The 13,041-nt window shown below is 72.6% G+C and carries 14 protein-coding genes; 3 read left to right on the top strand and 11 right to left on the bottom strand.

The genetic code is table 11. The annotated features are described in order from the left end of the window. Positions 1-44 precede the first annotated feature (44 nt). Positions 45-863, top strand: a complete 819-nt coding sequence (locus MFF61_RS15150) for a nucleotidyltransferase family protein (RefSeq protein WP_238235898.1) — start codon at positions 45-47, stop codon at positions 861-863. Beyond that, complete coding sequence (locus MFF61_RS15155) at positions 856-1,578, top strand: metallophosphoesterase family protein (RefSeq protein ID WP_238235899.1); 723 nt, start codon at positions 856-858, stop codon at positions 1,576-1,578. The genes MFF61_RS15150 and MFF61_RS15155 overlap by 8 nt, the downstream gene beginning before the upstream one ends. 26 nt (positions 1,579-1,604) lie before the next feature. Here MFF61_RS15155 and MFF61_RS15160 read toward each other — a convergent pair whose 3' ends face one another. The 9 genes from MFF61_RS15160 to MFF61_RS15200 form a co-directional block, all read right to left on the bottom strand. Continuing rightward, positions 1,605-2,714 carry a CaiB/BaiF CoA transferase family protein gene (locus tag MFF61_RS15160; RefSeq protein ID WP_238235900.1) on the bottom strand — a complete coding sequence of 370 codons (1,110 nt, stop codon included), beginning with the start codon at positions 2,712-2,714 and terminating at the stop codon, positions 1,605-1,607. Between the two features lie 102 nt (positions 2,715-2,816). Further along, positions 2,817-3,980 carry a sensor histidine kinase gene (locus tag MFF61_RS15165; protein WP_238235901.1) on the bottom strand — a complete coding sequence of 388 codons (1,164 nt, stop codon included), beginning with the start codon at positions 3,978-3,980 and terminating at the stop codon, positions 2,817-2,819. Between the two features lie 77 nt (positions 3,981-4,057). Continuing rightward, the gene (locus MFF61_RS15170) at positions 4,058-5,044 is read right to left on the bottom strand and encodes an SDR family oxidoreductase (protein ID WP_238235902.1); all 987 of its coding nucleotides are present in this window, start codon (positions 5,042-5,044) and stop codon (positions 4,058-4,060) included. Between the two features lie 80 nt (positions 5,045-5,124). Beyond that, the gene (locus tag MFF61_RS15175) at positions 5,125-5,886 is read right to left on the bottom strand and encodes an ABC transporter permease (RefSeq protein WP_238235903.1); all 762 of its coding nucleotides are present in this window, start codon (positions 5,884-5,886) and stop codon (positions 5,125-5,127) included. Continuing rightward, positions 5,883-6,809, bottom strand: coding sequence for an ABC transporter ATP-binding protein (locus MFF61_RS15180; RefSeq protein WP_238236030.1), 927 nt, complete (start codon positions 6,807-6,809; stop codon positions 5,883-5,885). Before MFF61_RS15180 ends, MFF61_RS15175 begins: the two co-directional genes overlap by 4 nt. A 132-nt stretch (positions 6,810-6,941) precedes the next feature. Further along, a complete protein-coding gene (locus MFF61_RS15185) occupies positions 6,942-7,301 on the bottom strand; it encodes a helix-turn-helix domain-containing protein (RefSeq protein ID WP_238235904.1) in 360 nt (119 codons plus the stop codon). Then, entirely contained in the window at positions 7,298-8,185 is an 888-nt protein-coding gene (locus tag MFF61_RS15190; protein WP_238235905.1) for a S1C family serine protease, read from the bottom strand. The genes MFF61_RS15185 and MFF61_RS15190 overlap by 4 nt, the downstream gene beginning before the upstream one ends. Before the next feature lie 106 nt (positions 8,186-8,291). Beyond that, entirely contained in the window at positions 8,292-8,990 is a 699-nt protein-coding gene (locus MFF61_RS15195) for a carbonic anhydrase (protein ID WP_238235906.1), read from the bottom strand. Between the two features lie 519 nt (positions 8,991-9,509). After that, entirely contained in the window at positions 9,510-10,301 is a 792-nt protein-coding gene (locus MFF61_RS15200; protein WP_238235907.1) for a class II glutamine amidotransferase, read from the bottom strand. A 332-nt stretch (positions 10,302-10,633) separates the two neighbouring features. Between MFF61_RS15200 and MFF61_RS15205 the strand changes: the two genes are divergently transcribed. Beyond that, positions 10,634-11,023 carry a response regulator gene (locus MFF61_RS15205; RefSeq protein ID WP_238235908.1) on the top strand — a complete coding sequence of 130 codons (390 nt, stop codon included), beginning with the start codon at positions 10,634-10,636 and terminating at the stop codon, positions 11,021-11,023. A gap of 87 nt (positions 11,024-11,110) precedes the next feature. Here the strand turns inward: MFF61_RS15205 and rpsU are convergent, their stop codons facing one another. Continuing rightward, positions 11,111-11,404, bottom strand: a complete 294-nt coding sequence (rpsU, locus tag MFF61_RS15210) for a 30S ribosomal protein S21 (protein ID WP_238235909.1) — start codon at positions 11,402-11,404, stop codon at positions 11,111-11,113. A gap of 237 nt (positions 11,405-11,641) precedes the next feature. Then, on the bottom strand, positions 11,642-12,856 hold the full coding sequence (locus MFF61_RS15215) for a polyhydroxyalkanoate depolymerase (RefSeq protein ID WP_238235910.1): 1,215 nt from the start codon (positions 12,854-12,856) through the stop codon (positions 11,642-11,644). Positions 12,857-13,041 lie beyond the last annotated feature (185 nt).

Consider the following 13,041-nt stretch of genomic DNA (forward strand, 5'->3'; position numbering starts at 1 on the left):
CAAGCCCGGTTGAGCGTGGTCTCCTGTCCCGCACGCGGCGCGCGATGACCTCACCGTCCCCCCTGAGACTGCCGCAGATCGACGCGAAGGCCGCGCCGACGCTCAAGCACCCGGCGGCGGAGCCGTTCTACGTCGAGGCGATCGGCCAGCTCGCGGCCTCCGGCATCCCCTTCCTGCTCGCCGGCACCTATGCGGTGAGCGCCTATACGGGGATCGTGCGCGAGACCAAGGACCTCGATGTCTTCTGCAAGGCGGGCGACTACCCGCGCATCCTCGCCCATTTCCAGGACCTCGGCTACGCGGTGGCGATCGAGGACGACCGCTGGCTCGGCAAGGTCCTCAAGGGCGACCATTTCTTCGACGTGATCTTCGCCTCGCCGAGCGGCGCCACGCCAGTGACGGAGGCGTGGTTCGCCCATGCGCGCCAGCTCGACCTGTTCGGCACCACCGTGCGCATCATCGGCCCGACCGAACTCGTCTGGTCGAAATCCTTCATCCAGCTCCGCCACCGCTACGACGGGGCCGACGTGGCGCACACGATCCTGCGCGCCCACGAGCAGATCGACTGGGCGCGGCTGCTCGCCTACATGGAACAGCACTGGGAGCTGCTGCTCACGCACCTTCTCAATTTCCGCTGGATCTATCCGACCGAGCGGGACGTGGTGCCGGCGTGGCTCCTCGACGAGTTGCTCGACCGCCTCGACAAGCAGCGGCGCCTGCCCCCGCCGCAGATGAAGATCTGCCGCGGCCGGATGCTCTCGCGCATCGATTACGAGATCGACGTCAAGGACTGGGGCTATGCCGACCTCGGGGGCGAGGGCGGCTGGCGCGACGAGACGGAAGGACCCGACCGCGATGGCTGACCGCACCGGACCGCTCAAGGTCGCGGCCCTCGGCGACCTGCACGTGAAGCAGGACGCACCGGCCTCCCACCGCGACCTGTTCGGCGAGATCTCGCGCGAGGCGGACGTGCTCGTGCTGGCGGGCGACCTCACCGATCTCGGCCTGCCGCGCGAGGCCGAGATCCTGGCCGAGGACCTGCGGGCCTGCGCGATCCCGGTCGTCGCCGTGCTCGGCAACCACGACTACGAATCGGACGCGCAGGACGAGGTCTGCCGCATCCTGCGCCAGGCGGGCGTGCGGCTCCTCGACGGCCAGTCGGTGGAGATCGAGGGCGTCGGCTTCGTCGGCGTGAAGGGCTTCGTCGGCGGCTTCGGGCGCTTCACCCTCGGCTCCTTCGGCGAGCCCGCCATCAAGGCACTGGTGGCCGAGAGCGTGCGCGAGGCAATGCGCCTGGAGAACGCCATGCGGCAGGTGGCGAGCCGGCGCGCCATGGTGGTGCTGCACTACGCGCCGATCGCCGAGACGGTGGCGGGCGAGCCGCCGGAGATCTTCCCCTTCCTCGGCTCCTCGCGCCTCGCCGAGATCATCGACCGCTTCGAGGTCAGCGCCGTCGTGCACGGCCACGCCCATCGCGGGGCCTACGAGGGCCGCACGCCCGGCGGGGCGCGGGTCTACAACGTCGCCAAGCACATCCCGAAGCCGAACGGGAAGCCCTACGCGATCCTGGAGATCTGACGCGGGGGCTCGGCGGCAAGCGCCCCTCAGCCGTCGCGCGGCCCGCCCCACGCCGCCACGGCCTCGGCCAGGGAAGCGACCGGCGCCGGGGTGCCGATCGCGGCCGGCGTGCGCGAGAAGCGAGGCGCAGGGGCGGGCTGCACCGTGCCGTCATGGGTCACGAAGGTGCCGCGCGCGGCGAGATGCGGGTGGCTTGGCGCCTCCGACAGGGTGAGGACGGGCGCGACGCAGGCGTCGCTGCCCTCCAGAAGCCGGCACCATTCGTCCCGCGTCCGCGTCAGGAACAGGGCTTCGAGCCTGCGGTGCAGGGCGGGCCAGCGCGCCGGGTCGTCGCGCTCCAGGCAGTCCGGCTCCTCCGCGAGGCCGACGAGGGCGAGGAAGCGGGCGTAGAAGTGCGGCTCCAGCGGACCGAGCGCGACGTGGCCGCCGTCGGCGCACGCATAGGTGCGGTACCAGGGGGTGCCGCCGTCGAGGAGATTGGCGGCGCGCCCGTCCCGCCAGCGGCCCTGGGCGGTCAGATCGCAGAACATCGCCATCAGCGAGGCGGCCCCGTCGCAGACCGCGCAATCGACCACCTGCCCCTCGCCCGTCCGCCGGGCCGAGAGCAGCGCGGCGAGCAGACCCATCGCGAGGTAGAGCGAGCCGCCGCCGTAATCGCCGACGAGGTTGAGGGGCGGCACCGGCTGCGCCGCGGGTCCGATCGCCGCGAGCGCCCCCGTGAGGGCGATGTAGGTGATGTCGTGCCCGGCCGCCTTGGCGAGCGGGCCGGTCTGGCCCCATCCGGTCATGCGGCCGTAGACGAGCCGCGGGTTGCGCGCCAGCACCGCGTCGGGGCCGAGCCCGAGCCGCTCCATCACGCCGGGGCGAAAACCCTCGATCAGCGCGTCGGCCCCCGCCAGGAGATCGAGGACGGCCGCAACGTCGGCCGGGTTCTTCAGGTCCGCCGTCACGCTGGCCCGTCCCCTCGCCACCACCGTGCGGGAATACGGGTCGGCCCCGCCGGGACGGTCGAGCCGGATCACCTCCGCGCCGAGATCCGCCAGCAGCATCGCCGCGAAGGGACCGGGGCCGATCCCGGCGAACTCGACGATGCGGACGCCCGCGAGCGGGCCGCGGGCGGCGGTTTCACGGTGCATGCCGGTGTCCTCTCGTCGCCCGCTCCGGTTGCGTGTGGCGACGGGCTCGCGAAGAGCGCATGCCAGATCACGGCCTCCCGATCCAGCGGCGGGGGCGGCGCCTCAGGCGAGAGCCGGCAGGTCGAGGGCGAAGCGGCTGCCGCGGTCCTGCCGCGCCTCGGCGGCCTCGACCCGCAGGGTGCCGCCGATCTGGCGGGCCATGCCGCGGATCACCCGCATCCCCAGGCTCCGGCGCGCCGCGCCCGAAAGGTCGAAGTCCGGCGGCAGGCCGACGCCGTCATCCGCCACGATGAGCGACAGGCCCCCGTCCGGCCGCGCCCGCGTCTCGACCCGGATCTCGCCGCCCCCGCCCGGATAGGCGTGCTTGATCGCGTTGGTGACGAGTTCGTTGACGAACAGCCCGAGCGGGATGGCGAGGTCGGCCGGCATCGTCAGGTGGTCGATCCGGCAGCGGATGGCGTGGGCCGGGGCGCTCTCGGCCAGGCGTTCCACCAGGGTCGTCAGGAACGGGGCGATGTCGATCGCCGCGAGGTTGGGCTGCTGCCAGAGCTGGTCGTGGACCTGCGCCACCGCCGCCACCCGGGTCTGCGCGTCGGCGAGCGCGCGCCGCACGTCCTCGTTGTCGGTCGACCGGCCCTGCAGCGTGAGCAGGCTCGCCACCACCGCGAGGCTGTTCTTCACCCGGTGGCTCATCTCGCGGGTGAGCAGGTCCTGCCGCTCCAGGGCGGCCTGCACCCGCGCCTCCCCGCGCTGGCGCTCGATGGCGCCGCCGAGCAGGTTGGCGAACCCCTGCATGAAGGCGATGTCGGCCGGGTCGAACTGGCCCTCGCGGGTGTCGTCCACCTCCAGCACGCCGAAATCACCCTCGCGGTTGCGGATGATGACGTTGACGGCCCGCCGCACCCCGTGGTCGGCCATGAGCTGCGGCGTGCGGAAGCGCTGCTCGTTCTCGAGATGGTTCGAGATCACGGGCTGCCCGGTCTTGAGGGCGAAGCCGGCGGGCGAGGCGAGGTCGGCGCCGACCACCGCCTGCCCGACCACGTCCGGCCCCCAGCCGACGCCCGCCACGACGAGCAGCAGGTCCTGGTCGCGCTTGTACTCCAGGGCCTTGCAGAACTGCGCGCCCATGCCCTCGGCGCAGAGTTCGGTCGCGCGCTGCAGGAGCCGGCCGAAATCCTCCGCCCGCAGCGCCTCGACGCCGAAAGCGGACAAAATCGACTGCTGCCGAAGCCTGTAGTCAAGCTCCGAGCGGCTCAGTTCGCTCATCGTGGGTCATTTCCGTCAGGTCAGGTCGGCCTCCTGCCCCATAAACCACCGATCCGGCGAATCAAGCGCCGCGCCGGTCAGCGTCCCCGCGCCGCGGCCCGGGTGCTGGCGAGCAGCATCAGCCCGGCGGCCCCGGCCGCGACCCCGAGCGTGCTCAGGGTGCGGGCCGAGGGCAGGCCCTTGCGGGCGCGCCAGCCGCCGCTCGCGCGCGGCCGCTCCACCACCGGCGCGCGCAGGGCGCCGTGCGTCACCGGCGCCGGATGCGCCCGGTCGAGGGCGCGGTGGATCGCCACGCCCATGAGGTGCTCGGTCGGTCCCGGGGCGAGCGCGTAGGCGGCCTGCGCGAGGCGCGCGGGCCAGCCCACCGCCACCTCGTCGTGCGGGTGGCGGGCGAGATGCACGAAGGTCTCGGCCACGTCCTCGGGGGCGTAGACCAGCGGCCCGGTGTCGATGGCGCGGCCCGACACATTGGCCCCGTGCTCCAGCCCCGGCGTGTCGATCATGGCCGGGAAGACCGAGCAGACGTGGATGTGCGGGTGGCGGCGCAGTTCCTGGCGCAGGCTCGCGGTGAAGCCGCGCAGGCCGAACTTGCTCGCCGTGTAGGCCGCCGCGAAGGGCGCGGGCGCCCAGCCGCCGAGCGAGATGTTGGTGATGAGCGTGCCGTGCCCCTGGCGCAGGAAGGTCGGCAGCACCGCGTAGGCGCCGTACATCCCGCCGAGCAGGTTCACCGCGACGGTGATGCGGTGCAGGTCGAGGGGCGCGTCCTGGAACGGGCCGAACACGCCGGTGCCGGCATTGTTGATCCAGACATCGATCCCCCCGAAGGCGTCGTTCGCCGCCCGGGCCAGGGCCTCGACGGCGGCCGGATCGGTCACGTCGGTCGGCACCGCCGCGGCGTTCCCGCCCAGCGACCGGCACTCGCGGGCGAGATCCTCCAGGGCCTCGCGGCGGCGCGCGGCGAGGATCACGCGGGCGCCCCGCCGGGCGAAGGCGAGCGCCGTCGCCCGGCCGATGCCGCTCGATGCGCCGGTGATCACCACGGCGGCGTGGCGCAGGTCGGTCATGCGGGCCTCCGTCGGTCTCGGGACGCAACCCCCCTGCCGCGGCCGAAGTTCCGGGACGCGATCCCGCGCGCCGCGGGTCGTCAGGTCTTCAGCCGGTAGCCGGTGCGGAACATCCAGGTGACGAGGCCGAGGCAGATCAGGAGGAAGAGGAAGGCCATCGCGAGGCTCACGCCCACCGCGACGTCGCCCTGGCCGTAGAAGCTCCAGCGGAAGCCGCTGACGAGGTAGACCACCGGGTTGAGCAGGCTGATCGCCCGCCACACCGGGGGCAGCATGTCGATGGAGTAGAAGCTGCCGCCCAGGAAGGTGAGCGGCGTCACGATGAGGAGCGGGACGAGCTGCAGCTTCTCGAACCCGTCGGCCCACAGGCCGATGACGAAGCCGAACAGGCTGAAGGTGACGGCGGTGAGGACGAGAAAGAGCGCCATCCAGAGCGGGTGCTCGATGCGCAGCGGCACGAACAGCGCGGCGGTCGCCAGGATGACGAGCCCGAGGACGATCGACTTCGAGGCCGCCGCGCCGACATAGCCGATCACGATCTCGACCGGCGAGATCGGCGCCGAGAGGATCTCGTAGATCGTGCCGGAGAAGCGCGGGAAGTAGATGCCGAACGAGGCGTTGGCGATGCTCTGCGTGAGGAGCGAGAGCATGATCAGCCCCGGCACGATGAAGGCGCCGTAGGGCACGCCCTCCACGACCGTCAGCCGGGAGCCGATGGCCGCGCCGAAGACCACGAAGTAGAGCGAGGTCGAGATCACCGGGGCGACGAGGCTCTGCAGCAGCGTGCGCCACGCGCGGGCCATCTCGAACAGGTAGATGGCGCGGACCGCCGGCCAGTTCATGCGCGCTCCTTCACGAGGTCGACGAAGATGTCCTCCAGCGAGGATTGCCGGGTCTGGAGGTCGCGGAAGCGCAGGCCGGCGGCGCGCAGGTCCGTCAGCAGCGCGGTGATGCCGGTGCGCTCGCCCTGGCTGTCGTACGTGTAGGTGAGTTCGGACCCGTCCGCCGAGAGGTCGAGGCGGTGGACGGCGAGCGCCGGGGGCAGCGCGTCGAGGGGCGACTGGAGCTGGAGGGTGAGCTGCTTCCTGCCGAGCTTGCGCATCAGCTCGGCCTTCTCCTCGACGAGGATGATCTCGCCGCGGCGGATCACGCCCACCCGGTCGGCCATCTCCTCGGCCTCCTCGATGTAGTGGGTGGTGAGGATCACGGTGACGCCCTGGTCGCGCAGGCGGCGCACGAGGCGCCACATGTCCTGGCGCAGTTCCACGTCGACGCCGGCGGTCGGCTCGTCGAGGAAGAGCACCTGCGGCTCGTGCGAGAGCGCCTTGGCGATGAGCACGCGCCGCTTCATGCCGCCGGACAGGGTCATGATCCGGCTGTCGCGCTTCTCCCACAGCGAGAGGTCCTTCAGGACGCGCTCGACATGGCCCGGATCGGGCTTCAGCCCGAACAGGCCGCGGCTGAAGCTCACCGTCGCCCACACCGTCTCGAAGGCGTCGGTGGTGAGTTCCTGGGGCACGAGGCCGATCAGCCGGCGGGTCTTGCGGTAGGCGGCCCGGATGTCGTGCCCGTCCACCGTGACGCGGCCCTCGGTGGGGCTGACGATGCCGCAGACGATGCCGATCAGCGTCGTCTTGCCGGCCCCGTTCGGCCCGAGGAGCGCGAAGATCTCGCCGCGCCGGATCTCGAGGTTCACGGAGCGGAGGGCCTGGAAGCCGGAGGCGTAGACCTTCGACAGGCCGGTGATGGAGATGATCGGCGGCATCGCTCCGACGGGGCTGAGGGGATCGGGCGCCGCATCTAGCACATCGCGGTGCGCGCGGAACGGCCGGGCCGGCCGGTCGGTGCGCTCCCGCACACGCTCCTTACTCACAGGTGCGGTCTCACAGGTGCGGTCTCACAGGTGGATGACGCCGAGCCGGGCCGCATGGGCGACCGCGTCGGTGCGGCCGGTGGCGTCGAGCTTGTCGAGGAGCGAGCCGACATGGAACTTCGCGGTGTGGACCGAGATGCCGAGCCGGTGTGCGATCGCCTTGTTGGAGGCGCCCTCGGCGAGGAGGGCCAGCACCTCGGCCTCCCGGGGCGTGAGCCCGGGCTCGGCCCCGCGGGCGCCGGCCGGCCCGGTGAGGATCGCGTCGGCGGCCTCGCCCGGCCGCACCAGCACCAGGCCCGGCACGCCGGCGAGGAGCGCGGCGAGCCGGTCGGCGAGGTCGGGCTCGGCGACGTCGAGGGCGATCAGCAGCGGGCCGGCGCTCACGGCCTCTCGCCGATGGTCAGGGCCGCCTCGTGCGGGCTGCCGCCCCGCGACAGGGCGAGCGTCACGACCGTGCCGACGCTGCCGGGGCCGAGCAGGCCCTGGAGCGCCTGGAGGCCGCGCACCGGCTCGCCGTTCCAGGCGAGGATGACGTCGCCCTGGCGCAGGTCCGCCCGTGCGCCGGGGCCGCCGGGCTCCACGCTCATCACCATGAGGCCGGTGCCGCGATCCTCGCGCCGCACCGCCTGGAGGCCGAGGCCGAGATAGCCGAGGGGCACGCGGCCGCGCGCGTCGAGGACGGGGGCGACCCGCGCCACCGTGGCGGCCGGGATGACGAGGACGCGCCGGCGCGGGCCGAACACCGCCATGCCGATCACCCGACCGGACGGATCGAGGGCAAGCCCCCCTTCCGCCGAGCGGCGGAGCGCCAGGTCGAGGTCGATGCGCGCGTCGATCTCGCCGCCGCGCAGGCTGCGCCACGGCCCCGAGACCCGCGAGACGAGGCCCAGCGCGGCGGTCGGGGCACCGTCGGACCGCCCCACCGCGACCGCGAGCGCGCCGGCCGCGACGGTTCCCAGCGCCAGGGGCGCGGCCGGCAGGTCGCTGCGGGCGACACGCAGGAGCGCGATGTCGGTCGAGGGATCGCGGCCCGCGAGCGTGGCGGGCAGGCTCGCGCCGTCCGCGGTCTCGACCGTGATCTCGCCCTCCTCGGCGAGCGCCTCGTCGGCGGTGACGACGAGACCGGGGCGCCAGACGAAGCCGCTGGCCCGGCGGCGGTGCGAGCGGACCGCGACCACGCTCGGCGCCGCGCGGGCGACGAGGCCGGCGAGGTCCTGGGAGAAGGCCTGCAGGGGCGAGCCCTGGATCGGGGAGGCGGGATCGGACATGGCGAGGGCTCCTGCGAGGCCCCCGAGTATGGGGAGTCCGGCCCGCCCCCACACCTGCCCGATCGGGCAGGCGGGTCGGGCAGGCGGGTCGGGCAGGTCTCGGGGCCTATTCGGCGGCCCGGGCGGCGACGTCGGGCGCGGCGAGGCGCGGGGCGGAGGCCTCGGCCACCGGCAGGGCCTCCTCGGTCCTCAGCGGCACGAACCGGCCGGCCTCGCCGTCATAGGCGAGCAGGGAGCCGCTCTCGATCTCGAAGAACCAGCCGTGCAGCCGCAGGTCGCCCTTGGCGAGGCCCGCCGCCACGCTCGGATGGGTGCGCAGGTGGTTGAGCTGCACCACCACGTTCTCCAGCGCCAGCGCGCGCAGGCGCTGCTTGGGATCGAGGTCGGTCGGATAGGCCTCGCAGACGATCTGGCTCGCCGCGTGGCTGTGGCGCAGCCACGCGGCCACGTTGGGCATCGCCCCGAGCGCGTCGGGCTGGGCCAGGCCCTTCATGGCGCCGCAATCCGAGTGGCCGCAGATCACGATGTCCCGCACGCCGAGCGCGACCACCGCGTACTCGACGGCCGAGGTGACGCCGCCGATATGCGGCGAGAAAGGCGGCACGATGTTGCCGGCGTTCCGGCAGACGAAGAGTTCCCCGGGGCCGGCCTGGGTGATGTGCTCGGGCGCCACGCGCGAATCGGCGCAGGCGATGATCAGCGCCTTCGGCTGCTGCCCGTCGCGCACGAGGCGCTGGTACATCTGCTGCTGGCCGGGAAAGACCGCGTCGCGGAATTCGGTGATGCCCTGGATGATCGTGTCCACGGAAGATCCTCTTTATGCGGTCGCGGCGCGTCGCCGCCCGACGCACCGGCGGCCGGCACGGGCGACGCCGGATCAACCGGACCATGCTTGAGATGGTTGCGGCCCACCGCACCCTTCCTCAACGACAGGCCCGGGCGCGGCGGCACCCTCCGCTCCGGCAGCCGGCGGGAGAGCCGGGGACTGGGAGGTGAGGCGCCGGAGGGTGGCTCGAGGATCAGCAGGTGTTGTTCGTCAAGCACTTGGCGGCGGTCCCGGCGGTCGCGGGGCGGACGGATCCGGCCCGCATGCGTCGCTCGGTCCGCCTGCGGCACCGTTCAGGTGCCCGCTCCGGAACGTCATCACGAAGTTGTTCCGGATATTTAGCCGCAGTCCCGCGCGCCTGCCCCGGTGCCGCCCGATGCACCACGGATGACGCGCAAGTTCAGTCCCGTCCAAATGCTGCAGCACATGGTCCCACGCCGCCTGGAGGTCGGGGCTGATCCCGCCGCCGGGATCGCGGGTTCGGGGCAGCGTTGCGGGTCAGGCGGCGATGCGCCCCTGGGCGAGTCCGGGCTCCAGCACCCGCACGGGCGCCCCGGCGCGCGCCACGAGCGCGCCGCCCTTCGGCACCACCCGCCAGCCGTCGCGGCAGCCGTCGATCGGTTCCGAGACCACGACGAGGCCGGTGGCGGTCTCGCGCCAGTAGAGGCTGGGCGGGCAGCCGTCGCAGGCCCAGCGATAGGCGGTCAGGGTCTCGCCGTCCGTGGCGATCGCGGTGAGGCGCACCGGCTCGTCGATCGCCGCCCCGCGCATCAGCCCGCGCACGGTCGCGAGGGTCTCGGCCATGGCGCCGACCGGATCCTCGGCCAGCCCGTTGGCGATCGCGAGGAGGAAGAGGGCCTCGGAATCCGTCGAGCCCTGCCGCGCCTCGTAGAGGCTGTCTGGAATCAAGGCTTCGAGCCGCCGCCGGATGCGCGCGTAGCCGCCGATCTGCCCGTTGTGCATGAAGAGCAGGCGCCCGTGCGCGAAAGGGTGGCAGTTCGCCCGCGTGGTCGCGGTTCCGGTCGAGGCGCGCACATGGGCCAGGAAGGTGCGGGCGCGGATCTGGCGCGAGAGGCTGCGCAGGTTCTCGTCCGACCAAGCGGGCCGCACGTCGCGAAAGAGCCCGGGCTCGGGCCGCTCGCCGTACCAGCCGAGGCCGAACCCGTCGCCGTTGGTCTCGGTCTTGGCCTCGGCGGCATGCAGGGACTGGTGAACCAGGGAATGGGTCGGCACGCAGACCAGTTCGTCGAGGTAGACCGGTTCGCCGTGATAGGCGAGGAAGCGGCACATCGCCTGTCCCACCTGTTTGCTTGGCGCGGCGGGCTTGCTCCCGAGGCTGAGCCCGTCGCCTTCATCGAACCGTAACATTCGGCCCCGCAGGGTGAACAGTCCGTTAATGCGGCGCAGCATGGCGCGGCGTGCGCCAGCGCTCACCGCCAGATAACGGTTTGCTGGACGGGCGCGGGATCGATGGCCGGCCTGCATCGTTGACCCCTGCCGGCGGCGCCTTCCATGCCGCTGCGGCATCTCTCCCCGCCACGCCCGCACGGGCGGCCGTTCAGCCCGTCGACGGGTCCGAACCGCCGGCCGCGGCGGGTCTTTCGCAGATTTGAGGAGGCTTCATGGGCAGAGCAGCGTCAGCCGTTCCGATCGCCGTGGTGGTGGAGGAGGACGAGGCCGTGCGCGACTTCGCGTCGGCCATCCTCGAAGAGACCGATCTCGACGTGATCGCGTGCGACTCCGCCGAGGATGCGCTCGCGGTGATTCGCGAGCACGGACCCGAGGTCGCGCTCCTGTTCACGGAGATGAGCCTGCACGGCGTCATGGACGGGGCGGCGCTCGCCCGCACGGTGGAGCGCGAATGGCCCGACATCCGCGTGGTGGTGACGTCGGAGACCGGCCGGGCGCAGCCGCTTCCCGACCACACCGTCTTCATGCGCAAGCCCTGGCGGCCCCTGGACGTGCTGGTCCAGGCGGAGCGGGCGACGGTGGAGTCGCACGGCCGGGCGTGAGCGCCCGCGCCACGGCGAAAGGCCCGCACGCTGGCGCGCCGGGCCTCTCTCGCGGGATGGGCAATGGTCCCGCCGGAGCGGGGCGTCTCAGGCGTTGCCGGCGGGCGCCGAGGCCGGGGCCGGAGCGGCGGCCGGGCGGCGCGGCGCGACCGCGCGGGGCTTCGGCTTCGGCGCGGCGATCAGACCCTCGCGGATGGCGGTCTTGCGGGCCTGCTTGCGGGCGCGCCGCACGGCCTCCGCCTTCTCGCGGGCCTTGCGCACGGAGGGCTTCTCGTAAGCCTTGCGCTGCTTCATCTCGCGGAAGATGCCCTCGCGCTGCATCTTCTTCTTGAGCACGCGGAGCGCCTGATCGACGTTGTTGTCCCGAACGAGTACCTGCAAGGGTGTATCCTCTAGAAAATCCGTTTCGGTGCCACCGCCCCCGACGGCCCCGCGGCGGGGCGAACCAACCGGCATGCGCCCCAGCGCCCGGTCGTTCCGGACCGGGAGGGGCGCAGGTCGCGATGGCGTTCGAGGCCGGCGCACAAGCTGCGCCTGCGTGGGCAGATACACCAGTTCGGCGCGACTTCCAACCGGGGCGCCGCCGCGTGATCCTGAAAATCCGCAGATCGTGGCGCCTCAGGCGTTGGCCTGGATGAAGTTGCGCACCAGCGGGTAGGTCTGATTCTCCCATTTGCGCCCGGAGAAGACGCCGTAATGGCCGACGCCGGCCTGGAGGTGGTGGCGCTTACGGAAGGGACGCAGGCTGCTGCAGAGATCGTGCGCCGCCATCGTCTGGCCCACCGAGCAGATGTCGTCGCGCTCGCCCTCCACCGTCATCAGGGCGGTCTTGCGGATCGCCCGCATGTCGATGGGCGCGCCGCGATAGGTCAGGGCGTTGCGGGCGAGCGTCGCCTCCTGGAACACGGTCCTGACGGTCTCGATGTAGAACTCGGCCGCGAGGTCCAGGACCGCGAAGTACTCGTCGTAGAAGGTCTCGATCTGGTGGGCCTTGTCCTCCTCGCCGCGCACGATGTTCCAGAACAGGTCGACGTGGCCGTGCATGTGGCGCCCGGCATTCATCGACATGAAGGCGAGGACCTGCATGAAGCCGGGATAGACCCGGCGGCCCGCGCCCGCGTGCCGGCGCGGCACGGTGGCGATCAGGTTGCGCTCGAACCACTCGATCGGCCGGGCGGTGGCGAGTTCGTTGACCTTGGTCGGGTTGATGCGGGTGTCGACCGGCCCGGCCATCAGGGTCATGCTGGCCGGGTGGGCGGCGTTGCGCGATTCGGCCATCACCGCGGCGGCGGCGAGCGCCTGCACGGCGGGCTGGCACACCGCCACCAGATGCGCCCCCTCCCCCATCGCCTCCAGGAAGCGGACCACGTGGGCGACGTAGTCGTCGAAGCCGAACGGCCCGGCCTCGACCGGCACGTCGCGGGCGTTGTGCCAGTCGGTGATGTAGACGTCGTGATCGGCCAGCAGCGTGCGCACGGTGGAGCGCAGCAGGGTCGCGAAGTGGCCCGAGAGCGGCGCCACCACCAGCACCCGCGGCTGCTCGCCGACGAGATCCTTGCGGAAGTGCAGGAGCGTGCCGAAGGGGGTGGAGAGCACCGCCTCCTCGCTCACCGGCACGTCGCGGTTGCCCACGCGCACGCGCGCGATGCCGTAATCGGGTCGCGCATGGGTGAGGCCGGTGCGCATCATCATGCGGGCGGCGGCGAGCCACCACGTCGCCGGTTCGGCGTAGCCCGCCTGCGTCCAGGGCGAGACGCCGTCGTGCAGGAGGCGCCCCCAGGCCCGGGTTCCGGCCGCGAGATCGGACTGGACCTCGAAGGTGTCGTAGAGCATCGCCCGGGCTACTCCCACACCCACGCAGGGTCACGGGCGTCCGCCCTGGTCCAGACGTACGGCACAGCTCGTCTCCCCGCGAGATGACTTTCGTTCAGTGTGGTCCGGCCAGCGCACGGCCCGCCCGGGCCATGCGACTGGCGTGCCAAGACGGGGTGACCGGGACGGGTGGCGGCCCGGTCCGG

Origin of the sequence: Methylobacterium isbiliense, from assembly GCF_022179325.1 — a bacterium.
Classification (GTDB): Bacteria; Pseudomonadota; Alphaproteobacteria; order Rhizobiales; family Beijerinckiaceae; genus Methylobacterium; species Methylobacterium isbiliense.